Here is a 21,963-nt window from a genome sequence, read left to right on the forward strand (position 1 = left end):
TGTGCCAAACAGGGAGAAGTACCTATTTTAAGACATATTTACAGGATTTTCTATTTTCCTGTAATAATGTCATACTATTTAAAATCAAAATTATCAACAAAGGAAGTATCGTATTTGCCTGATTGAAATTGTTTATTATCCATCAGTTTGATATGAAATGGGATTGTAGTTTTCACGCCTTCAATCACAAACTCCTCCAATGCCCTTTTCATTCTCACAATTGCTTCCTGACGGGACGGGGCACTCACGATGAGCTTGGCGATCAATGAATCATAGTTTGGTGGTATGGTATAACCGGTATAGATGTGCGTATCTATGCGCACACCATGTCCCCCGGGTTTATGACAGTCGGTGATAGTGCCGGGCGAAGGTATGAAATCATTAGCCGGGTCTTCGGCATTTATCCTGCACTCTATTGAATGAAGTTTAGGAAAATAATTTCTTCCTGATATTTTCACGCCCGCAGCAATCTTTATTTGTTCTTTGATCAGGTCAAAATCGGTTACTTCTTCTGTAATAGGATGTTCAACCTGGATACGGGTATTCATTTCCATGAAATAGAAATCACCATGTTTATCCACAAGAAATTCAACAGTACCCACGCCTTCGTAACTAATTGCTTTTGCACCTTTAATTGCAGTTTCACCCATTTTTTTCCTCAATTTTTCGTTAACAACAGGTGAAGGTGTTTCTTCTACAAGTTTCTGGTGTCTTCGCTGAATTGTACAATCCCTCTCAGAAAGATGGCAGACATTCCCGTATTTATCACCTGCAATTTGTATCTCTATGTGTCTCGGGTCTTCAATAAATTTTTCAAGATATAACCAGTCATTTCCAAAACACGCATTTGCCTCTTGTTTAGCATCATTCCACGATTTCTCAAATTCATCTTTGTTACGTACGAGCCTCATACCTTTGCCGCCACCACCAGCAGTTGCTTTTAACATCACCGGGTATTTAATTTTTTTAGCCAGCTTTATTCCTTCTTTTATTGATTGAAGCAGGCTATTGGAACCCGGTATGATTGGTACGCCTGCTTTTTTCATAGTTGCTTTAGCAGCAGCTTTATCACCCATAGCATTGATCATTTGAGGCGAACACCCAATAAATTTTATCCTGTATTCTTCACAAACCTTAGAAAACTCTGCATTTTCAGCCAGGAACCCATAACCAGGATGAATAGCATCTGCATTGGTGATCTCAGTAGTAGCAATGATATTTTGAATATTCAGGTAAGAAAGATTGCTCGGTGCAGGCCCTATACATACAGCCTCATCTGCAAACCTAACGTGGAGGCTATCTCTGTCAGCGTCTGAATATACTGCCACAGTTTTTATCCCCATTTCTTTGCAAGTACGTATGATGCGTAATGCAATTTCTCCGCGGTTTGCGATTAGGATTTTTTTAAACATTATTTACTCAAGAAGGATCTATTACAAACAGCGGCTGATCATATTCTACAGGGTTTGCATCTTCAACCAAGACCTCTACAATTTTACCGGCAATATCAGATTCTATTTCATTAAACAATTTCATGGCTTCTATGACACACAACGTTTGTCCTTTTTTTACAACATCTCCCACATTTACAAAAGGAGGAGATTCGGGATTAGCTGATACATAGAAAGTACCAATCATGGGTGATTTAGTAGTATGGAATTTGTCCTTTGGACCCGGGATTGCAGGCGTTTCTTCTGTCCCGCCTGTCTCCCCGGGTAACTCGCGGGGGAGTACTCGGGACTGTTTTGCTTCTGCAGACTCTAACATATCTGTCTCGCTATCCGCCCCTTCTGTTGGTTCTGTTGATATTTTTTTTTTCTGAGCAGAAGTCTTATCAACATATTGAGCTTGTTGATTAGAATACTTTTTGATTGATATTTTAAATTGTTCAGTCTCTATGTTTACTTCGTCCAGTTCTAATTTTACTATATAGTCCAGAAGATCCCGTATTTCTTTTGGTTTCATTACCTGAGAATTAATTGAACGCTTTTTGTTTTTGTCTTTTATATTAGTCATTCTTAAATCGTAAATTATGGCTATGTTCTAAATAATACATGATTCAATGGTATATTGTTTCTGGTTTCTGGTTTCTGGTTTCTGGTTTCTCGTATTTAGGAAGTTCCGTCAATGTCATTTTGTGAATGGTAATACTGACTTATCCTGCCCTTTCCCATATTTCAAGTTTCTTATAACTCATAATCTTTTAATTTTAACCAGTGACCAGTGACCAGAAACCAGCAACAGGTATTATAATTAACCCATATTTCATATCTTTTTTAGAACAGAGCGTAAGTTATTTAACCCGTTCCACATACGCACCATCTCTTGTATCAACCTTTATCATCTCTCCTTCTTTAATAAAAAGCGGCACCTTAATATTTGCTCCTGTCTCTAAGGTTGCAGGCTTTAAAGCATTAGTGGCTGTGTCACCTTTAACACCAGGTTCGGTATAGGTTACCTTTAATTCAACAAAAGAAGGCAACTCGCAGGTTAATGGAGTCTCTGTTTCAGCATGATATATAATCTGAACTTCCTGGCCTTCTTTTAGTAGCTTTGGAGCAGGCAGCGCTTTCTCATCAATGGTAAATTGTTCAAAATTATTGCTATCCATAAAGTGAAAGCCGCTGCTGTCTTTATACAGAAACTGATGCGGTCTCTTTTCAATCCTGGCAGTAGTAATTTTCACTCCGGCATTAAAAGTGTTATCAATCACCCTCCCGGATTTAATGTTTTTTAGTTTAGTTCTCACAAATGCCCCGCCCTTTCCCGGTTTTACATGTTGGAATTCTACAATAATATATAGGTCATTGTTGAATTCTATACAAAGTCCGTTTTTAAAATCAGTGGTGGTGGCCATATTTTAATGTATCAAAATTTCAATCCCGAGTACTCGGGATTAGCATTATAATCGACAGCAAAGGTACGTATTTTTCAATTATTTATTTAAAACAAATAACATATAACTCCATATTGAAGAAAACGGATTATAAATCCCGGCAGGCAGGCGTTCTACGTATCATATCCCCACTTAGCATATATCGCCCCCCAGGTAAATCCACCGCCAAATGCAGAAATGATAATGTTATCTCCTTTGTGCAATTTTGATTCCCATTCCCACAGGCACAGGGGGATAGTAGCGTTGGTGGTGTTTCCGTATTTTTGGATATTGATCATTACTTTATCCGGGCCTAAACCCATTCTATCTGCAGCAGCGTCTATGATCCTTTTATTAGCCTGATGTGGTACCAGAAAGGCAATATCATCAGCGCTCAGATCATTCTTTTTCATAATTTCATCACATACATCTGCCATTCGCTTAACGGCAAATTTAAATACAGCCCTTCCATCCTGGTAAACAAAATGTTCACGTGCATCTACTGTTTCATGGCTTGAAGGTCTGCGGCTACCTCCGGATTTCTGATGCAGGCTGGGCACTCCAGCGCCATCACTTTTTAATATAAAATCGTAAATGCCAAAACCATCAGAATCCGGTTCAAGCAGCACAGCACCGGCTGCGTCACCAAAAAGGATACAGGTAGTTCTGTCCTGATAGTTTGTAATTGAAGACATTTTATCTGCACCTACCACTATTATTTTTTTATACCTGCCTGTTTCAATAAACTGGGTAGCGGTGCTGAGCGCATTGATGAACCCCGAACATGCAGCCTGTACGTCAAATCCGCCTGCATTCTTAGCACCTACCTGGTCACAAATAATATTTGCCGTAGCAGGGAAAACCATATCAGGAGTGGTAGTTGCACAGATAAGAAAGTCTATATCCTCAGGCTTGGTATTTGTCTTTTCAAACAAGCCGGTAACTGCTTTATTTGCCATTACAGATGTGCCCATATTTTCCCCTTTCAGTATCCTCCTTTCCTTAACGCCAGTTCTGGATACAATCCATTCATCACTGGTATCTACAATGGTTTCCATCTCCTGATTGTTCAAAATATAGTCAGGTACCCAGGCATTGACACCTGTGATTGAGGCTCTTATTTTATTCATGCAATTCTGTTGTAATTCAGTAGTAATTCGGTAGTAATTCTGTTGTAATTCAGTAGTAATTCGGTTGTAATTCAGTAGTAATTCGGTTGTAATTCAATTCAGTTGTAATTCAGTCGTTTTTATGGTTTGATAAATTTTTTATTGAGGTAATATAATTGTTTTATTTTATACCGATATCTTTAATTTCGGACATAAACTCATTATAACAATATTCCAGATCTTTTCACCAAGATCCATTGAAGACTGATATACTCTTAATTCTTCTAGTTCCATAGTTTTTATTTTTAAAACAAAAGGCTCTATTCTAAAAACTGGTTGGTAGTTTAAATACAATCCAAGTCCCGTAGGGACGACCTGTTTGTAGTATTGAACATTAAATAAAAATAATAAGCTCCGTAGGAGCGTCCTGTTATTCAATCCATTCAAAAAGATATTTTTCGTCATATTCAATCTGAAATTGCTATTGTAGTTAGAATAATTCTTTTACAGGACGCACCTACAGCGCTTATTTTTTTTGTGATCTTTCTTTCTACAAACAGGTCGCACCTACGGTGCTCAATGTTTTTTTTATGACTTTTCTTTACTTGTCATTTGTGAAAGTGCTTTATTTAGTACAAAAATAATAAAAATTTATCTATCAACTAAATTTTAGAATAGAGCCAAACAAAATTAGAATTACCACTGAATTACCATTGAATTACCATTGAATTACCATTGAATTACCATTGAATTACTATTGAATTACCATTGAATTACCATTGAATTACTATTGAATTACTATTGAATTACCATTGAATTACTATTGAATTACTATTGAATTACTATTGAATTACTATTGAATTACCAGAAACTAAAGCCGTCTTTTCCTAAAACTCAATGGCGATCCTTTAAAGGCACGCCTTATTTTTTTATTAATATTAGAATCGATCATTTTTTTTGCAAGCAGGATCATATTTTTGGTTGCCAGGGGGCTCGAAATACCATGGCCGATCACAACGTCACCTTTTACCCCCAATATCGGGCTGCCGCCAACAAGTTCATAATTGAACCTCTCAAAAAATGGATCTAATAGATCCCGATTTTTCAAAATTTGGTGAATAGATTCTGCCATTTTTAATATTACATTGCCCGTAAACCCATCACAAACGATCACGTCAGCTTTATTATTAAACATATCCCTGCCTTCAATGTTACCTACAAAGTTAATGTTTTTATTGATCTTAATCAATTGGTAAGCAGCCTGTGTTAATAAGGTGCCTTTTTGTTCTTCTTCGCCAAGATTCAGAAGCCCCACTTTCGGATTATCAATATTAAACATACAATTAGCATAGATTGAGCCCAATTCTGCAAATTGCTGTAAAACATCGGGTTTACAATCAGCATTAGCCCCCACATCAATGACCACCCCCCATTTACCTTGTTCTTTTGGCATAAAACTGGCAAGAGCCGGCCTTATTATTCCTTCAACGGATTTAACGCTAAACATAGCTCCAATATGCATAGCCCCTGTATTGCCCAATCCACAAAAGGCATCCACTTTTTTAGATTTTAGTAGCCTGAAACCAACAGAGATACTGGAATCAAACTTTTGCGACAATGCCTTGGTAGGGGAATCTTCCATTTCAATAACTTCACTTGCATGAATTATCGTGATCTTAGAAAGATTTATCCCAAGGTCGTCAGAAACAGATTCTATGACTGATTCGTTGCCAACCAATACGATTTCAACTCCGGAAGGTAATTCAGTTTTAGCCATCAATGCACCTTCTATCACTGATTTAGGTGCATAGTCACCTCCCATTGCGTCTACAGCAATTTTCATTTTGTAGCAAAGCGCATAGCACATAGCGCATGGCGCATAGCGCATAGCGTTGAGTATTCTGCTATATACACTTATAAAGTTTTTTGAAATTAGTTATTAAGTGCATAGCGCGTAGCGCATAGCGATCCTTCGCTCTATGCGCTCTGTTTTTTACGCCATGCGCCATGCGCTATGCTCTATGCACTTATGCGCTTTTTAAACCGCAATCTCTTTTTCAATAGCCAATTTACCTCTATAGTATCCGCATTCAGGGCATACTCTGTGATATAAAACAGAGGTTCCACAGTTTGAGCATTCAACAAAAGTACCTATTTTACCTTTGTAGTGCGTTCTTCTCTTGTCTCTTCTGGATTTAGAGGTTTTTCTTTTTGGATGAGCCATAATGAATGACGATTTACGATTTTAGATTTACGAATTTATGAATATGATTACAGTTTGGGGTTTTTATTTTTAAAACTGATTTTTGATCTTTTTATCTGTGCCTGCCCCGATTTCTCGGTGGTGGTCTGTGTTTAATTTTTGCAAAACATCCCAACGTGAATCATTTTCAGATTCATTATTTGAACTATAGATCAGCAACGTATCGTTCCTGGTGTCCTTGTATTCATCTAAAAACTTTGGATGGATCTTTTTCATGGGGATTGCAATCATAATAAAATCATATATATATTGAGCAATATTAATACGCTCTGTATCTCTTCTGATAGTGATTATCTCATCTGTTAATTCTTCATTTTTCTCATCATACTTGAGAATTAAATTTTTATTTATACTTATAGAATGGTCAAAAAGTTCGAGCGACCTGTCACAGTATAATTCAACCGTACCTTTTATACTGAAATTTAACTCTATTAAGGTTTCTGTTTTTGTAAGTGATACATCTACAGATAAACCTCCTTTTTCAAGTAGATCTTGTTCAAAATTTTCAAAAAAAGAATTATCAATATCATAATAATAATGATGCTGCTGATTACTATGTTGTAATACGTTTATGTTATATTCTTCTATAGTTTTCATTATTCAAAACAAAGCAATTAATAAAGCGTGCAAAGTTATAATATTAATTCTTATAATCCAGAATATCTTTCCGTTAATTTAAACAGCTACATACTCCTTGCTTTAACAATATCACAAGCCAAAAAGATAGCCTGCCTCATGGATGTTTCGCTGGCTATATTTTTCCCTGCAATATCATATCCTGTACCGTGGTCAGGAGAAGTTCTGACTACGGGCAGCCCCGCTGTATAATTTACGCCAAATTCAAAAGCAAGGGTCTTAAAAGGTATCAGTCCCTGATCGTGATACATTGCCAGTACTGCATCAAATTTTTTATATTGAAGTGAACCAAAGAAACCATCTGCCGAAAAAGGGCCGAATACCAGCTCGCCTTCTTTTTTCATCGCATCTATTGCCGGTCTAATTACCTTTTCTTCTTCCTCCCCAAATAACCCTTGTTCTCCTGCATGTGGATTAAGGCCTAATACTGCAATTTTAGGCTTAGCAATCCGGAAATCCTTTTTTAAGGTGTTTTGCAAAACATTTAATTTGAAAATCATCTTCTCTTTAGTAATAGATTTTGTTACTTCTATCAACGGGATATGGCCTGTTACTACTCCCACTTTTATGTGTTCTGCAACTAATAACATAAGCGTTTCCTTAGCTTCAAAAACCTTTGTGAAGTATTCAGTATGGCCAGTAAAGTCATTATTTTTATTAGTTCCCTTGCTACCACCCCCAGATGGATTTGAGGCAGGCTGGACAAGCTTTTTATTGATAGGAGCAGTGACAATGGCATCTAATTTACCTTCTTTCAAATCTTTTGTAGCCGACTCCAATACTTTAAATGCACAGTCACCTGCTTCATTGGTAGCTTTTCCGGGAGTAATCTGGTATTCTTCTTTCCAGCAATTTATGATATTGGCCCTTTTTGGATCTGCATTTTCCAGGCCTGTAATTTGGTTAAAGCTAAAATTGTCAATCCTTAGTATTTGCCTGTATTGCGAGATGATCTTTATTGAGCCGTAAACAACAGGGGTACAAAAATTCAAGATCCTGTCATCTGACAGGCTTTTTAAGATAATTTCCGGCCCGACACCGTTGAAATCTCCGATGGTGATGCCGATTAGTGGTTTATCATTAGTCATTTTTAGTTCATGGTTTTTAGTTATTAGTTTTAGTTTTTTCAGTTATTAGTTTTAGTTTAGGTGTCGGACACCTGCCTTTTATACAGTGAAGGTGTCGGACACCTGCCCTTTATGAGTTGACAAACGATGCCATCGCTAAAAACCAATATATTTAACAACATCATTGCTTAAAACAACAGCAGTATAATTAATTGATAGTTAACTAAATAAAGCGATGGCATCGTTAATTGACACCTGATATAACTATAGTATTGGTTTGTCCATCTTATGGTATAAAGCCCGGAACTGCAAACTAAAAAACTATAACCAGAAACTATCAAACCATAACCAATAACTAAAAACTAAAAACCAACTTAGAATTGTCTTAGAAATAAATAATTTATCCAACGTAGTGATAATAATTTACAAATTTACAAATACTTTTGCATATATCTTCTACAATCTGTGCCTGCCCAGATTTCTCGGTGGTGATCTGCGGTTAAGCTATTTAAAAAATCTATGTGATCTGTGTTACCAATAAAACCCAAAAAGCGTTTCGGTCAACATTTTTTAGTTGATAAAAATATTGCTTCGAAAATTGTAAATCAACTCACACTGCATTGTGAATATGATACAGTTCTGGAGATAGGTCCGGGCTTGGGTATACTGACCGAATATCTCTTGCGTCATCCTGAATATAAGACTTTTGTCATAGAAATTGATCCTGAATTAACGAAATATCTAATGGAGCGTTTTAAAACAAATCCGAAATTCGAAATTCTAAACTCGAAACTCGAAATTCGAAACTCGAAATCCGAAATTCGAAACAAATCCAATATCCAATATCCAATATCCAGTATCCGAATTTTAGAGGGTGATTTTTTGAAATTAGACCTTTCATCTGTTTTTAAAGAAAATCTGGCTGTAATTGGAAACTTTCCTTACAATATATCTTCGCAAATATTTTTTAAGATATTAGAGCACCGGGAAAAAATTGTTGAAGCGGTTTGTATGCTGCAGAAAGAGGTTGCGCAGCGTATTGCATCCAAGCCAGGGAATAAACAATATGGAATACTAAGCGTGTTGCTCCAGGCTTTTTATGATGTTGAATTACTTTTTGACGTCAATGAACATGTTTTTGAACCAAAGCCAAAAGTAAAATCTGCAGTTATACGATTAAGAAGAAATGTAGGACGGATTGGTAATCCGTTGAACCTGCAATGTGATGAGAAACTTTTTTTCAAAGTAGTAAAACAAGGATTCCAAAATCGGAGAAAAACATTGCGAAACGCTTTAAAAAGACTAATTTTGCCAGCTAATACATCCCGAGTACTGGGGACTGATATTTTGAATAAGAGGGCTGAGCAGTTGTCAGTAAATGAATTTATTGAATTAACGAATGAAATTCAAATTAACCAAAGAGTTTATAACGGAAGTTGAAGAAGCAATCGAAAGAGATGATGCTGATTTTGTAAAGCGGTGCTTTATCAGGATGCATGCTGCTGATATAACTTCTGTTTTACATGAGCTTGATACAAACCAGTCAAAATATGTACTTGATCTGATAGATATAGAAATTGGTGCCGAAATAATCAGCGATCTTGAAGAAGAACCAAGGAAAAGATTTTTAAAAGGTTTCTCATCAGAAGAGATTGCCAAATACATTAATTTTATCGATTCTGATGACGCTGTTGATATACTTAATGAACAACCGGTAAAAACCAGGGAAGAAGTTATAGCCCTTACTGAAGATGAAGAAAAAGCCGAACATATATTAAACCTGTTGCATTATGATGAAGATTGTGCAGGAGGGTTGATGGCAGTGGAGCTTATAAAGGCGAAAGCAGATTGGACGGTGCTTCAATGTATCAATGAAATACGAAGGCAGGCAAAAAAAGTTGAAAAGTTTTATTCGGTATATGTGGTTGATAACAACGACCGCCTCGTTGGCAGGGTCTCTATAAAGAATATTCTTCTTGATGATGATGATACTAAAATTGCTGATCTATGCAAAGATGAAGTCATTTCCGTGGAAACATACAGGGATGCCAATGAAGTTGCTGCAATTATGCAAAAATATGACCTGGAAGCTATCCCGGTTGTAAATGTTCAGGGCAAGCTGTTGGGGAGAATTACTATTGATGACGTAATAGATGTGATTACCGAACAAGCAGAATCTGAAAGGCAACTGATGTCTGGGATTTCCGAAAATGTAGAAGAAGACAGCAGTATTTGGAAGCTTTCCCGTGCAAGATTACCCTGGTTGATCATCGGGATCGTTGGCGGCTTGCTATGTGCAAAAATTATTGGTTTGTTTGAAAAGGATCTGATCGTTATTCCTGCCATGGCATTCTTTATTCCTTTAATTATAGCTACGGGTGGCAATGTAGGAGTACAATCTTCCTCATTAGTAGTACAAAGTTTGGCCAGTAAGACAGTTGTGCTGGATAATATTTTACAGCGTTTGTTGAAATCATTGCTTGTGGCTTGTATTAACGGAATTGTTATTTCAGGATTAGTTTTTGCATTAAATGCGTATATAGTTCTGGACATTAAATTGGCTTTGGTCGTTTCAACAGCCTTATTTGCTGTCGTGATACTTGCTTCTTTTATGGGAACTATTACACCAATAGTTTTAGATAAACTAAATATAAATCCTGCATTAGCTTCCGGCCCATTCATCACAACGGTAATTGATCTGTTAGGCCTGGCTGTTTATTTTGTGCTGGCACATTTGCTCTATAACGTATAAGCGCATAGCGCACAGCGCATAGCGCATGGCATCTCCCGCCATGCGCCATGCACTATGCTCCCCGCTCCATGGCAAAAGATCACCATATCCACACCTTCCCAAACGGCATCAGGATTGTCTATAAGCAAGTTCCCCACACCAGGATTGCACATTGCGGTATTATGCTGGATGTGGGCAGTCGTGATGAGTCAGCAGGCCAGCAAGGCATTGCACATTTCTGGGAGCATATGGCTTTTAAAGGTACAAAGACACGTAAGGCCTTTTATATCATCAATGAAATTGAATCGGTTGGCGGTGAACTGAACGCTTATACCACAAAAGAAAAGGTTTGCTTTTATGCCTCTGTTTTGGATAAACATTATGAAAAAGCATTGGATATACTAAGGGATATAACTTTTAATCCCATCTTTCCTGAAAAAGAAATAAATAAGGAACGCGGGGTGATCCTGGAAGAAATGGCAATGAACTTTGACTCTCCTGAAATAGCCATCCAGGATGATTTTGACAGTATTGTTTTTAACGGGCATCCACTGGGCAGTAATATTTTAGGTACCCGGAAAAATATCAAAACTTTTAAAAAAAATGATTTTCAGAATTTCATTCAAAATAATATTAATACTGGAAAACTGATCTTTTCTTCTGTTGGAAGTCTTCCTTTTAAAAAAGTTAAAGATTTAGCCGAAAAATATTTGAAAGACATTACCGCACAAAACGGCTATACAAAAAGAGAAGCTTTTAATAATTATAACCCTAAAAATCTTACAAAAAAAAGAGTCATTTCACAGGCACATTGCATGATCGGCTGCACAGCTTATGAAACAGCCAATGAAAAACGAATACCTTTTTATCTGCTTGTAAATTTGCTTGGTGGTACAGGTATGAACTCAAGGCTTAACCTTGTATTAAGAGAAAAATACAGTTTTGTCTATATCGTAGAAGCAAATTATTCATCTTTTACTGATACAGGGCTTTTCGGGATCTATTTTGGAACAGAGAAGAGCCATCTTAAAAAGAGCATTTCCTTAGTATTAAAAGAAATTAGAAAGCTCAAGGAAAAGCCATTGGGGAAAATCCAGCTATACCGTGCTAAAGAACAATTTTTGGGGCAACTTGCAATGGCTCAGGAAAGCAACATAAGCACTACGCTAATGATGGGAAGAAGCCTGCTTGATCTGGATAGAATTGACAGCTTAAATGAAAATTTTGCCAAAATAAAACGTATAACTTCCAGGCAGTTGCAGGATATTGCTAATGAAATATTTGTTGAGGATAAATTGAGTTATATGACTTATTTGCCTGAATAAATTCAGAGTTCAGAGCGCAGTGTTCAGAATTTAGAGTTTAGAGTTCAGTGTTAAAAAAAGAGATGTGGGGTCATAGTGTAAATTGTCAGTCTTACTTTAATCCCGAGTACTCGGGATTGAAATTTCTAATTCGTAATTCATAAATCGTGAATAAAAAATGGACTTTTTAGACAAAGAATTAACCGAGTATGCAGTGGCCCATACCACCCCCGAAACTGATATTCTGAAAGAAATAAACCGGGAAACAAACGCGAAGATCTTATACCCCCAGATGCTCGCAGGGCATTTGCAGGGACAGGTACTAACAATGTTCTCACAGATGATCAAACCCAAACAAATACTCGAAATAGGAACTTACACAGGGTATTCTGCAATCTGTCTGGCAAAAGGATTAGTAAAAGGTGGTATGCTGCACACTATTGAGATCAATAATGAATTAGAAGAGATGATAAAGCAATATTTTAAAAAATGTGGATTGGACGATAGAATAAAACTCCATATCGGAAATGCAATAGACATAATTCCGGAAATAACTCACCCATTAAGTAAGTTAGACCTTGTATATATTGATGCTGACAAAATAAACTATAAAAATTATTTCGATCTTGTGTTTGATAAAGTAAGCAGTGATGGCATTATTATTGCTGATAACGCACTATGGAGCGGAAAGGTACTGGCAAAGCATGGCGAAAAAATTGATGAAGATACCCAAGCTATTATTAATTTTAATAACGAAGTACAGAATGATCCACGGGTTGAAAATGTGTTGCTACCTGTCAGGGATGGTTTGATGATCATCAGAAAGAAGTGATAAACAAAATTAATTTGAACAAAAATTTGCATTTCTCGTAAAAAGTTAATATGTTTGCAATTCAAAGATAATTCAAAACTCAAATCCGAACGCAATATGATTTAGATTTTTACGTTTACCAAATGTGACTTTCAAAATGAAAACGTATAAATTAAGTGACGCTGAACTAGTGTCTCAATACCGTAATGGTAGCGAAAGTGCGTTCGAACAGCTCGTTCATAGGCACAAATCCAGGATTTACACCACCATCTATTTAATTGTAAAAGATCGTTATGTTGCTGAAGATCTGTTGCAGGATACCTTTATTAAAACGATCCATACTATAAAATCCGGTAGTTATAATGAAGAAGGTAAGTTTTTACCATGGATAGCCCGTGTAGCTCATAATCTGGCAATTGACCATTTTAGAAAAGAAAAACGCTATCCTGAAATTATTATGGAAGATGGCAGTAACGTATTTAATAGCCTGGCTTTTTCCGAAGATTCCCCCGAATCAATTCGCATAAAGGACGAAACCCATGCCAAATTGAGAGAATTGATCCAGCTTCTTCCCGCTGCCCAAAAAGAAGTGCTTATTATGAGGCATTATGCGAAGATGAGCTTCCAGGAAATTGCAGAGGCTACAGGAGTAAGCATCAATACAGCGCTTGGAAGAATGCGTTATGCACTCATAAATCTCAGAAAGAAAATAACCAAAACTAATACCGCCTATGATAACAACTTTTACCCAACATGACATTATCAGGTATGTTTACAATGAAACATCAGAAACAGAAAGTGAGCATATCAAAAGTATTATTAGTTCAAATGCTGGTCAATCGGCCTTTTATAAGGATATTAAAAGCATGAAAGGAAGATTAGAAGCTCTGGAGAGAACACCATCTGAAAGGGTGATCAATAATATTTTAAATTACTCAAAATCGCTAAGTTTGAGTCTAAATTAAAACCAGGCAAAACCCGTAATTTGTAGTGCCGGGTGTGTCCATCCGGCACGTCCTGTCGGGTGCCACGCCTACGGGTGGTCACCCGAAGGGGGAGAAACACCTGACAGCACAAATAGGGATATATGACCAAAAAAGAGCGATTTAAGCGTTTTCTTCACTATTTTACTGCTAATTTTCCACAGCCAACATCAGAACTTCATTATTCAAATCCTTATGAACTTTTAGTGGCAGTAATATTGAGCGCTCAATGTACCGACAAGCGCATCAACATGACTACCCCTGCCCTTTTTAAAAATTTCCCAACCCCAAAGCATTTTGCATCAGCCTCTTTTGATGAACTCTTTCCTTATATCAAAAGTATTTCTTATCCGAACAATAAAACAAAGCATTTGATAAAAATGGCAAAAATGCTCGTGGAGAGGTATAACTCCGAAATACCGGCATCTGTTGATGAATTACAAAAACTCCCCGGTGTTGGCAGGAAAACGGCTCATGTAATAGCTTCCGTTTTACACAACCAACCTGTTATAGCGGTTGATACGCATGTGTTCAGGGTTTCAAAAAGACTGGGTCTGGCTGCTCAAAATGCTAACACCCCATTAGAAGTAGAAAAGCAATTAGTTAAATACATCCCTGAAAAACACATATCAAAAGCCTCGCACTGGCTTATTTTACATGGCCGGTACGTTTGCATGGCAAGAAAACCGAAATGCGAAACGTGTGGGATTAGGGGGTTTTGCAGATATTATGAAAAGAAATGAGAATATTATTTTATTATGATTGGTGAAAGAGTTGTACGTCTGTCCCATATTAACAGTCGGCAGTCCACAGTCGGCAGTTGGCAGTCGGCAGTCGGCAGTTGGCAGTCCACAGTCGGCAGTCCACAATCGGCATTCGGCAATTGTTTTTTGCTGACTGGGGACTGTAGATTGCCGACTGGAGACTGCCGATTTTATCAATTTCGTGTACATTTACAGAGCTAAGATACAGTTTAACACGCTATATTAAACTAAAGCCAAAATTAATTATCACTTCTTATCCTGCGCCTTTTCCGTTTTTTTCTTCTTGATTTTGAAGTCGAGCGTCTGGCTATTGGCTTTATAGCCTGCTACGATGACGTCTCCTTCATCAAGGTCGCTTTTCAGGATCTCTTCAGCGAGCGGGTCTTCTATATATTTTTGGATGGCTCTGTTGAGAGGCCTTGCACCATATTGAGGGTCAAAGCCTTTTTCAGCTATAAAATCCTTAGCTTTTTCGCTTAGCTCTACTTTATACCCAAGTGTCTCAATCCTGGTATATAATTTCTCTAAAGAAAGGTCTATGATCTTATGAATATGATTTCGTTTAAGCGAATTAAATATAATGATATCATCAATCCTGTTAAGAAATTCAGGAGAGAAGGTTTTTTTCAAAGAATTTTGAATGGTGCTCTTTATCAATTCATCTCCCTGATCCTGATTGGCTTTTGTAGCAAATCCTATGCCTGCACCAAAATCTTTCAGTTCCCTTACACCAATATTTGAGGTCATAATAATGATAGTATTTCTAAAATCCACCCTTCTGCCCAAACCGTCCGTTAAAGTTCCATCATCTAATATCTGCAACAAAATATTGAATACATCCGGATGAGCTTTTTCAATTTCATCAAGCAAAACAACACTGTAAGGTTTCCTTCTTATTTTTTCAGTAAGCTGCCCGCCTTCTTCATATCCAACATAGCCGGGAGGCGCTCCAACCAAACGGGAGACAGAGAATTTCTCCATGTACTCGCTCATATCAATTCTTACCAATGAATCCTCTTTATCAAAAAGATATAATGCCAATACCTTAGCCAGCTCCGTTTTACCCACTCCTGTTGGTCCGAGGAAAATAAATGAACCTATGGGTTTTCGGGGGTCTTTTAGCCCTACTCTTGTCCTTTGAATTGACTTAACCAGCTTTCCAATTGCCTCATCCTGCCCTATTACCTGCTTCTTAAGTTCAACTCCCATTTCGAGCAATTTGGCACCTTCCTCCTGGGCAATTCTATTAAGGGGAATACCGGTGATCATTGAAACCACCTCTGAAATATTATCCTCGGCAACAGAATACCTTTGCGTCTTAGTATTTTCTTCCCATTTGGCTTTTTCAATATTCAATTGCTCGATCATTTTCTTTTCTTTATCTCTGAGCTGAGCAGCCTCTTCATATCTTTGGCTTTTTACAACCTGGTTTTTTTCTTTTTTAATGTCTTCAATTTGTTCTTCTAACTTTTCAATATGTTCAGGAACATGAACGTTATGAAGATGCACCCTGGCACCGGATTCATCTAAAACATCAATCGCTTTGTCAGGTAAATACCTGTCGCTGATGTATCTGTCTGAAAGCTTTACACAGGCATCTATTGCCTCCTGGGTGTAATTCACATGATGGTGATCTTCATATTTGTCTTTGATATTATTGAGTATCTCCAGGGTTTCTTCCGGTGTAGTAGGATCAACCATCACTATTTGGAATCTTCTGGCAAGCGCACCATCTTTTTCAATATATTGACGGTATTCATCAAGCGTAGTAGCCCCGATACATTGAATTTCTCCTCTCGCCAATGCCGGTTTAAACATATTGGAGGCATCCAGAGAACCTGAAGCTCCTCCTGCCCCTACAATCGTGTGAATTTCATCAATAAACAGGATCACATTTCTGGCTTTTTCAAGTTCGTTCATTACAGCTTTCATCCTTTCCTCAAACTGTCCTCTATATTTAGTTCCGGCAACAAGAGAAGCAAGGTCCAGGGTTACCACACGCTTATCAAAAAGAACCCGGGAAACTTTTTTCTGCTTTATGCGAACAGCCAGTCCTTCGGCTATGGCTGTTTTTCCAACACCCGGTTCTCCAATTAAAACGGGATTATTTTTCTTTCTTCTGCTTAAGATCTGGGCAACACGCTCTATTTCTTTTTCTCTCCCAACAATTGGATCCAGTTTGTCTTCTTCTGCAAACTTTGTAAGATCACGGCCGAAGTTATCAAGCACCGGGGTACGGGATTTTTCTCCCTGGCTTTTAGCAGCTTCTCGTTGGGATGAACTGCCTTCTCCCAAAAAGCCAGACGGATCATCATCCGGATCTTCAGTATCGGCTGCTGCAACAGGATCGGAGGAATGATATTGTAACTGCTCTTTGATAAGCTCATAATCAATATCATAATTGTCTAATATCCGGGTTACTATATTATCCTCATCTCTCAATATTGATAATAGTAAATGTTCTGTCCCTATTAATTCACTTTTAAGGATCTTAGCTTCCAGGTAAGTTGTTCGCAATACCTTCTCGGTCTCACGTGTTAAAGGTATTTTTTCTATGTTTTTCGGGGTTTTTGTAGAGGCGAGCCTGGTGCTTTGCTCGATGGTTATTCTCAGCTCATCTAGCGGGACATCAAAGTCTTTCAGCAACTCGGTAGCCAGTCCTTCACCTTCCCTGATCATTCCGAGAAGCAGGTGTTCGATGCCGATATAATCATGCCCGAGCCGTAACGCTTCTTCCCTGCTCAATGCGATCACTTCTTTGACTCTGTTTGAAAATTTTGCGTACATTGTTTTAAATGACTATTCGTAATTATACCCTTTAAACGAATATTTATTTTATTTGTTTTTATTCAGGCTGTTTAGTTTTATTATTTAAAAACGTAAATCTAACTATGTTTGTATTTAAAAAGCAAATTATTTTATAAAAATAAAAAAGCAACCCTGGTTTTATCAGGATTGCTCTAAATATTGCTTTATTTATTATCTGTTAGTTTTTATTGATAATTGAACAAAAATATCAGCAATTAATAATTTACAACGCAAAATTAAACTAAAGCCTTTTTAAATTCTTTTATAAATAGCCTGAAATCGTTTAATGAAGGCATGAATTCATTTAATTTTGAATTAGTTATTCTAACAAAAATTACAAATTGAAAGATTGTTGTGAAAATGTAAGACAACGAGGCAGTAATCGCTGCACCGGTATAATGGTATTTAGGAATAAGTATAAAGCCGAAAATAATTGTAAAAGCAAATCCTATGGCTGCTGAAATTGTATTTATGTAAAATTTGCCTATGCCGGAAAAGTAATGACTAAAAATTCTGGAAACACTAAATGAGATGATTCCTACGCTTAAGTATAATAATACGTTACGAACCTCTTCAAATTCATCACCAAAGATGAGCGTATAGGTTTTTGATGAAAGTAATAACACGGGTATCAATATTAGCATGGTTGTAATAAAGCTAAGTTTAGCTAATTTTATAGTAAGTGATATTGAATACTCTTTGTCTTTTGAATTTGCAATTCGTGCATATTGAACTAAAGAGATACTTTTACTCATCAGCCAGAAAACTTCTGCCAGTGACACTCCTGTAGAGTATATACCAAGATAGAATGTACCGTAAAAAAAATCTAACAGATAATAACTCAATCGATAGTTGAATAGCTGTAAAATGTTTCCAAGTTCTGCGAAAAACCCATAACTAAAAATTTTTTTTATTACTATCCCAAAATTATCTTTTAGGATAGGTTTGATATCTTGTAAAACAAAAAATAAACTGATGGCCAAGCTGAAGGAAAAACTGACATATAAAGAAATGATATAAGAAAAAACTTCCTTCTTGTTTAATAAAAACAACAATACAAGAAAAGAGAGCAAAAGAAGTATTATCTGGACAAATGTGATCAAATTATATTGCTTGATTTTTTGATTTCCAAGTAGAATTGTGGAATTTATAGATGTAAAGGAGTAAATCAGGGACAGTAATAATAAGTCAATGGTATATTCTGTATGAGTTAAATTAGTTAAGGAAAGACCTGTAGTTAAAATTATGGCTATAATAATTGCCCATACATATGAAGGAATGAGAAGCTGAAAAAAATTCGTTCTGGGTATTAGATAAACAAGAGCCCCTCCACCAACAAAATTATTAAACATTAAGATTATTGTAATGTTCAGAATGAATAAGCTGATTATCCCCCTACCTTCCGCCCCCAAAAATTGTGTGGTTAATATAATGATTACAAAATTTAAGGCAGCAATAAAAAATTTTGTGCCAAAAGTGAGGATTATCTTATTGAACATTTATTTTTTAGGAATTACCTTAAATTTTATTTCGTTTTCCCAGTGGTATTTTGTAAAAGTATAAGGTAGATATTTCCATATTCTTCTTAAAAAAATAGAAATGAAAACTAACAGCAGATTTTTAGAATAGAGCTTTTGATGCCCATACCTGTTTTCATTTAAATAATAAAGACGATAGAAATAATCCGATAAAACTTTAAATTTCTTTTTCTCCTTAAAAATCAACCATTTTTTTTTCTTAAAAACCAGCCACTTATGAGTCGGCTCATTAAAAAACAATTCGTCTATAGGTCCTGGAGTTTCTATGTAGCCACGTTTACCTACTCTTTGAAGCTCTTTACAAAACCTATGAGGATCATCAACATGTTCGGCTATATGTGATGCTATGACGAAATCGAATTGATGATTGTCAAATGGCATATTTAATGCGTTTCCTTTAACAAAGGTCTTCCCCACTACAAACTTAACTTTTTTACCTGACCTGTGAATACTTATTCCTAATTCTTTATCTAATAACACATTGGCTCTTCTATTAGGATTATGTCCGCTTCCTACATCTAATACCTTCCAACCAGGATCAATTTCAAGCTTTTCTCCCGAATTTCCAGCTTTCCATACAGTTAGGATAGATTTATATATATTGTAAAATTGCTTCCCTATTACTTTATGGTTAAATTTTTTATTTATGTAATCTTTAAGTATTTTGCTGTTATATTTCTTATAATTATCCAACATATATAAAATCGTCTCTTGCAGGAGTTTTTGATTTCCTGGTTCTATTACAATTCCAACCTCATTAGTTACAAATTCCTCAGGGCCACCGCTTCTTGTGACGATAACAGGTTTTCCATGAGCTATTGCTTCGGCAGTTGCAATTGAAAAGGTTTCATAATTACTGTTAGTTATCAGGAAATCTATTTTATTCATAAAGTGATAAACATCATTTCTTAATTGTTCGCCTTGGAAAAAAACATGTGTATTTAGCAAATCTAACTCTTTTGCTAAATTTTCAAGAGCGTCTCTATCTTTACCATCACCTATTATATGTAATTCAATATCTGCTCTGATTTTTATTATCTCATAAACAGCCTTGATAATACCACTTACATTTTTTTTGTAATCTTCCAGATCAGAAACATTTAAGATTATCTTTTTATCTTGCGAATATCCATTCCTGCCATCATTCCTGGACAATTCTACGACATTTGGAACAATATAGTATTTATTTAATAGCCCATAATGCAACATATTTTCTTTTAGACTTTGTGACACAGTTGTGACTGCTTTCGCTTTTCTCACTACAAATCTTGTAATGATTTTATGAAAAATATTTTTTCTTGAAAAATGAGATGATGCATATCCAGTCCAATGTTCAGTGATTATATATGGAATGCCCTTAAAAGTTTTTAAAATAAATGCAATAATAGCAGGCCTCGTTAGCACATTAACATGAATTAAGTCCGGTTTACCAAAATCTTTTTTTATAACCCTTAAGCCTATTAACGTACTTCTAAAATACCTTATAGAATTCAGCGCTTTTTTGAGAATTGAGAATTGAAAATTATAACTTTTATAGTATACAATTACAGTATACAAATTATCATCTTCAAAAGCCTCAATACAATAGGAAGTATTCTTCAAATTAGGATCAGATGTGATATGCAATAGTGAAACATCACAGTAATTGGCTGCAGCCTTAGCATGCTCTCTTACAAAAATTCCCGATAAATGCCTATTTTTATTTGGATACCACTTTGACAGAAATAATACTTTGAATCTTATCCCCATATGATTAATTTTGAGTTTTGATTGTGGTAATAAAAGTTTTTTAGATTAAACTTTTATAAACTTTCAACAATTCTTTCTCCTCATTCTCCCAACACAGCTCTTTAGCTGCAATTTTAAGATTTTTTTTCCAGGTTTTAATTCTTTCTTCATTAGCAAGCATATAATTAATCTTATCAGCTATGTGCTTTGGATCATGGCTTTCGATCAACTGTCCTATATTATATTTGTTGATTATTTTTTTTATTTCTACTAAAGGAGTTGCCAAAACCGGAACACCGGCATGAATATAATCAAACAATTTATTCGGTAAGGAATAATGATGGCTTAAGCCCAAATCTTCCCCCATGCATAGCCCTAAATCTGCCTGTTTGGTATATCCTACAAGCTTTTCCAGGGGGATGAATCCAAAGAATTTCACTTTATGATCCACTTTAAGCTTTTTACTTAGCTGTATCATTTCTTCTAAAAGATTACCTTTTCCAAGCACTGCAAAAACTACACCTTCCAAATAAGTCATAGCCCTGAGAATATACTCAATTCCTCTTCCTTTTTTTATCACTCCATGATAAACTACTATTTTCTCGTCTTCTTTCTCCCCTTTGGGGGGATTAAAGAGGGGCTTGGCTCTAAGTTCAGGGATGCCGTCAGGATCGGGAATTTGAAGTAATGGAACATTGCGAACAACCTCTACTTTAACATTGTATTTATTATTATAAAAATCTGCTATTGAATTTGAAACGGTGATGCAATGTTGTAATCTTGGAAAAATCCAACGTTCAATGGTTTCCCAAAGCATCTTAATAAATTTTCTATCCTCAAGGTCAACAACTTCCGTAAACAATTCATGACTATCATATACCAACACTTTTCTTTTTAACCTTGAAATTAAGTAGTTTGGCAACAAAGTATCCAGATCATTTGAAACCAGTATATCTGCTTTATAAAACAATAGAAAAAAAAACAATCGTATGTTATACTCAGCATAAAAAAATGGCCCCTTTTCAAAAATTAAAGACAATCTTTTCGTTTTAAATGGATATTTATTTATAGGTAAGCTATCTTTTCTCTTACGTCCTACAATAAAAACATTAAATCCAAAGTTTTGTAAGGTAAAAGATATTTTTTTTACGCGTTGATCCGTTGAAATGTCATTTGTAACCGAAAGAATTACTTTTTTCAATTTAGAAAAAATTTTGAAGTTTTTTTGCCACTAAGACACAAAGGCACTAAGTTACACAAAATTTTCTTAAAAATCTGTGTAATCTGTGCAACTAAATTATCTTTGTGATCCTTGGTGTCTTTGTGGCAAAAGATTGAAATTCCAA

The 21,963-nt window shown here is 36.0% G+C and carries 19 protein-coding genes and 1 pseudogene; 7 read left to right on the top strand and 13 right to left on the bottom strand.

Going from position 1 to position 21,963, the window contains the following annotated elements:
- Window positions 1–74: 74 nt before the first annotated feature.
- The 9 genes from accC to pdxA all read right to left on the bottom strand — a co-directional run bounded on the left by accC (window position 75) and on the right by pdxA (window position 7,971).
- The gene (gene accC / locus FVQ77_11010; protein MBW8050843.1) at window positions 75–1,412 is read right to left on the bottom strand and encodes an acetyl-CoA carboxylase biotin carboxylase subunit; all 1,338 of its coding nucleotides are present in this window, start codon (window positions 1,410–1,412) and stop codon (window positions 75–77) included.
- Window positions 1,413–1,419: 7 nt separating this feature from the next.
- Window positions 1,420–1,965 (bottom strand): acetyl-CoA carboxylase biotin carboxyl carrier protein, encoded by a 546-nt coding sequence (accB, locus tag FVQ77_11015; protein ID MBW8050844.1) that lies wholly within the window; start codon window positions 1,963–1,965, stop codon window positions 1,420–1,422.
- A gap of 328 nt (window positions 1,966–2,293) precedes the next feature.
- The gene (efp, locus tag FVQ77_11020; GenBank protein MBW8050845.1) at window positions 2,294–2,857 is read right to left on the bottom strand and encodes an elongation factor P; all 564 of its coding nucleotides are present in this window, start codon (window positions 2,855–2,857) and stop codon (window positions 2,294–2,296) included.
- A 152-nt stretch (window positions 2,858–3,009) separates the two neighbouring features.
- A complete protein-coding gene (locus FVQ77_11025; GenBank protein MBW8050846.1) occupies window positions 3,010–4,005 on the bottom strand; it encodes a ketoacyl-ACP synthase III in 996 nt (331 codons plus the stop codon).
- Between the two features lie 165 nt (window positions 4,006–4,170).
- Window positions 4,171–4,449, bottom strand: coding sequence for a hypothetical protein (locus FVQ77_11030; protein ID MBW8050847.1), 279 nt, complete (start codon window positions 4,447–4,449; stop codon window positions 4,171–4,173).
- Between the two features lie 406 nt (window positions 4,450–4,855).
- The gene (plsX, locus tag FVQ77_11035; GenBank protein ID MBW8050848.1) at window positions 4,856–5,827 is read right to left on the bottom strand and encodes a phosphate acyltransferase PlsX; all 972 of its coding nucleotides are present in this window, start codon (window positions 5,825–5,827) and stop codon (window positions 4,856–4,858) included.
- 195 nt (window positions 5,828–6,022) lie between these two features.
- On the bottom strand, window positions 6,023–6,208 hold the full coding sequence (locus FVQ77_11040; protein ID MBW8050849.1) for a 50S ribosomal protein L32: 186 nt from the start codon (window positions 6,206–6,208) through the stop codon (window positions 6,023–6,025).
- A 69-nt stretch (window positions 6,209–6,277) separates the two neighbouring features.
- The gene (locus FVQ77_11045) at window positions 6,278–6,844 is read right to left on the bottom strand and encodes a DUF177 domain-containing protein (protein MBW8050850.1); all 567 of its coding nucleotides are present in this window, start codon (window positions 6,842–6,844) and stop codon (window positions 6,278–6,280) included.
- Window positions 6,845–6,930: 86 nt separating this feature from the next.
- Window positions 6,931–7,971 carry a 4-hydroxythreonine-4-phosphate dehydrogenase PdxA gene (pdxA, locus tag FVQ77_11050; protein ID MBW8050851.1) on the bottom strand — a complete coding sequence of 347 codons (1,041 nt, stop codon included), beginning with the start codon at window positions 7,969–7,971 and terminating at the stop codon, window positions 6,931–6,933.
- A 507-nt stretch (window positions 7,972–8,478) separates the two neighbouring features.
- Here pdxA and rsmA point away from each other — a divergent pair.
- The 7 genes and pseudogenes from rsmA (at window position 8,479) to FVQ77_11085 (ending at window position 14,664) form a co-directional block, all read left to right on the top strand.
- On the top strand, window positions 8,479–9,390 hold the full coding sequence (gene rsmA / locus FVQ77_11055; protein ID MBW8050852.1) for a ribosomal RNA small subunit methyltransferase A: 912 nt from the start codon (window positions 8,479–8,481) through the stop codon (window positions 9,388–9,390).
- A complete protein-coding gene (gene mgtE / locus FVQ77_11060; protein MBW8050853.1) occupies window positions 9,350–10,702 on the top strand; it encodes a magnesium transporter in 1,353 nt (450 codons plus the stop codon). The genes rsmA and mgtE overlap by 41 nt, the downstream gene beginning before the upstream one ends.
- A 68-nt stretch (window positions 10,703–10,770) precedes the next feature.
- Complete coding sequence (locus FVQ77_11065; GenBank protein ID MBW8050854.1) at window positions 10,771–12,006, top strand: insulinase family protein; 1,236 nt, start codon at window positions 10,771–10,773, stop codon at window positions 12,004–12,006.
- A 157-nt stretch (window positions 12,007–12,163) separates the two neighbouring features.
- Complete coding sequence (locus FVQ77_11070; GenBank protein ID MBW8050855.1) at window positions 12,164–12,817, top strand: O-methyltransferase; 654 nt, start codon at window positions 12,164–12,166, stop codon at window positions 12,815–12,817.
- Between the two features lie 136 nt (window positions 12,818–12,953).
- Window positions 12,954–13,553 (top strand): sigma-70 family RNA polymerase sigma factor, encoded by a 600-nt coding sequence (locus tag FVQ77_11075; protein ID MBW8050856.1) that lies wholly within the window; start codon window positions 12,954–12,956, stop codon window positions 13,551–13,553.
- Window positions 13,554–13,883: 330 nt separating this feature from the next.
- Complete coding sequence (nth, locus tag FVQ77_11080) at window positions 13,884–14,522, top strand: endonuclease III (GenBank protein ID MBW8050857.1); 639 nt, start codon at window positions 13,884–13,886, stop codon at window positions 14,520–14,522.
- Window positions 14,523–14,577: 55 nt separating this feature from the next.
- Window positions 14,578–14,664, top strand: a pseudogene (locus tag FVQ77_11085) (6-phosphofructokinase).
- Window positions 14,665–14,789: 125 nt separating this feature from the next.
- Here FVQ77_11085 and FVQ77_11090 read toward each other — a convergent pair.
- The 4 genes from FVQ77_11090 to FVQ77_11105 all read right to left on the bottom strand — a co-directional run bounded on the left by FVQ77_11090 (window position 14,790) and on the right by FVQ77_11105 (window position 21,818).
- Window positions 14,790–17,330, bottom strand: coding sequence for an ATP-dependent Clp protease ATP-binding subunit (locus FVQ77_11090; protein ID MBW8050858.1), 2,541 nt, complete (start codon window positions 17,328–17,330; stop codon window positions 14,790–14,792).
- A 257-nt stretch (window positions 17,331–17,587) separates the two neighbouring features.
- Window positions 17,588–18,850, bottom strand: a complete 1,263-nt coding sequence (locus FVQ77_11095) for a hypothetical protein (GenBank protein MBW8050859.1) — start codon at window positions 18,848–18,850, stop codon at window positions 17,588–17,590.
- Window positions 18,851–20,638 carry a glycosyltransferase gene (locus FVQ77_11100; GenBank protein ID MBW8050860.1) on the bottom strand — a complete coding sequence of 596 codons (1,788 nt, stop codon included), beginning with the start codon at window positions 20,636–20,638 and terminating at the stop codon, window positions 18,851–18,853. It abuts the gene before it with no gap.
- Between the two features lie 40 nt (window positions 20,639–20,678).
- Entirely contained in the window at window positions 20,679–21,818 is a 1,140-nt protein-coding gene (locus FVQ77_11105) for a glycosyltransferase family 4 protein (GenBank protein ID MBW8050861.1), read from the bottom strand.
- Window positions 21,819–21,963: the final 145 nt, after the last annotated feature.

This window comes from Cytophagales bacterium (assembly GCA_019456305.1).
GTDB lineage: Bacteria > Bacteroidota > Bacteroidia > Cytophagales > VRUD01 > VRUD01.

What these genes read in the sequence shown, in the direction of transcription:
- FVQ77_11070 (MBW8050855.1), top strand. Translation starts at nt 12,164, where the DNA reads ATGGACTTTTTAGACAAAGAATTAACCGAGTATGCAGTGGCCCATACC.
- FVQ77_11100 (MBW8050860.1), bottom strand. Translation starts at nt 20,638, where the DNA reads ATGGGGATAAGATTCAAAGTATTATTTCTGTCAAAGTGGTATCCAAAT.
- FVQ77_11095 (MBW8050859.1), bottom strand. Translation starts at nt 18,850, where the DNA reads ATGTTCAATAAGATAATCCTCACTTTTGGCACAAAATTTTTTATTGCT.
- accC (MBW8050843.1), bottom strand. Translation starts at nt 1,412, where the DNA reads ATGTTTAAAAAAATCCTAATCGCAAACCGCGGAGAAATTGCATTACGC.
- efp (MBW8050845.1), bottom strand. Translation starts at nt 2,857, where the DNA reads ATGGCCACCACCACTGATTTTAAAAACGGACTTTGTATAGAATTCAAC.
- FVQ77_11045 (MBW8050850.1), bottom strand. Translation starts at nt 6,844, where the DNA reads ATGAAAACTATAGAAGAATATAACATAAACGTATTACAACATAGTAAT.
- FVQ77_11040 (MBW8050849.1), bottom strand. Translation starts at nt 6,208, where the DNA reads ATGGCTCATCCAAAAAGAAAAACCTCTAAATCCAGAAGAGACAAGAGA.
- pdxA (MBW8050851.1), bottom strand. Translation starts at nt 7,971, where the DNA reads ATGACTAATGATAAACCACTAATCGGCATCACCATCGGAGATTTCAAC.
- plsX (MBW8050848.1), bottom strand. Translation starts at nt 5,827, where the DNA reads ATGAAAATTGCTGTAGACGCAATGGGAGGTGACTATGCACCTAAATCA.
- FVQ77_11030 (MBW8050847.1), bottom strand. Translation starts at nt 4,449, where the DNA reads ATGACGAAAAATATCTTTTTGAATGGATTGAATAACAGGACGCTCCTA.
- FVQ77_11090 (MBW8050858.1), bottom strand. Translation starts at nt 17,330, where the DNA reads ATGTACGCAAAATTTTCAAACAGAGTCAAAGAAGTGATCGCATTGAGC.
- accB (MBW8050844.1), bottom strand. Translation starts at nt 1,965, where the DNA reads ATGAAACCAAAAGAAATACGGGATCTTCTGGACTATATAGTAAAATTA.
- FVQ77_11025 (MBW8050846.1), bottom strand. Translation starts at nt 4,005, where the DNA reads ATGAATAAAATAAGAGCCTCAATCACAGGTGTCAATGCCTGGGTACCT.
- FVQ77_11075 (MBW8050856.1), top strand. Translation starts at nt 12,954, where the DNA reads ATGAAAACGTATAAATTAAGTGACGCTGAACTAGTGTCTCAATACCGT.
- mgtE (MBW8050853.1), top strand. Translation starts at nt 9,350, where the DNA reads ATGAAATTCAAATTAACCAAAGAGTTTATAACGGAAGTTGAAGAAGCA.
- FVQ77_11065 (MBW8050854.1), top strand. Translation starts at nt 10,771, where the DNA reads ATGGCAAAAGATCACCATATCCACACCTTCCCAAACGGCATCAGGATT.
- nth (MBW8050857.1), top strand. Translation starts at nt 13,884, where the DNA reads ATGACCAAAAAAGAGCGATTTAAGCGTTTTCTTCACTATTTTACTGCT.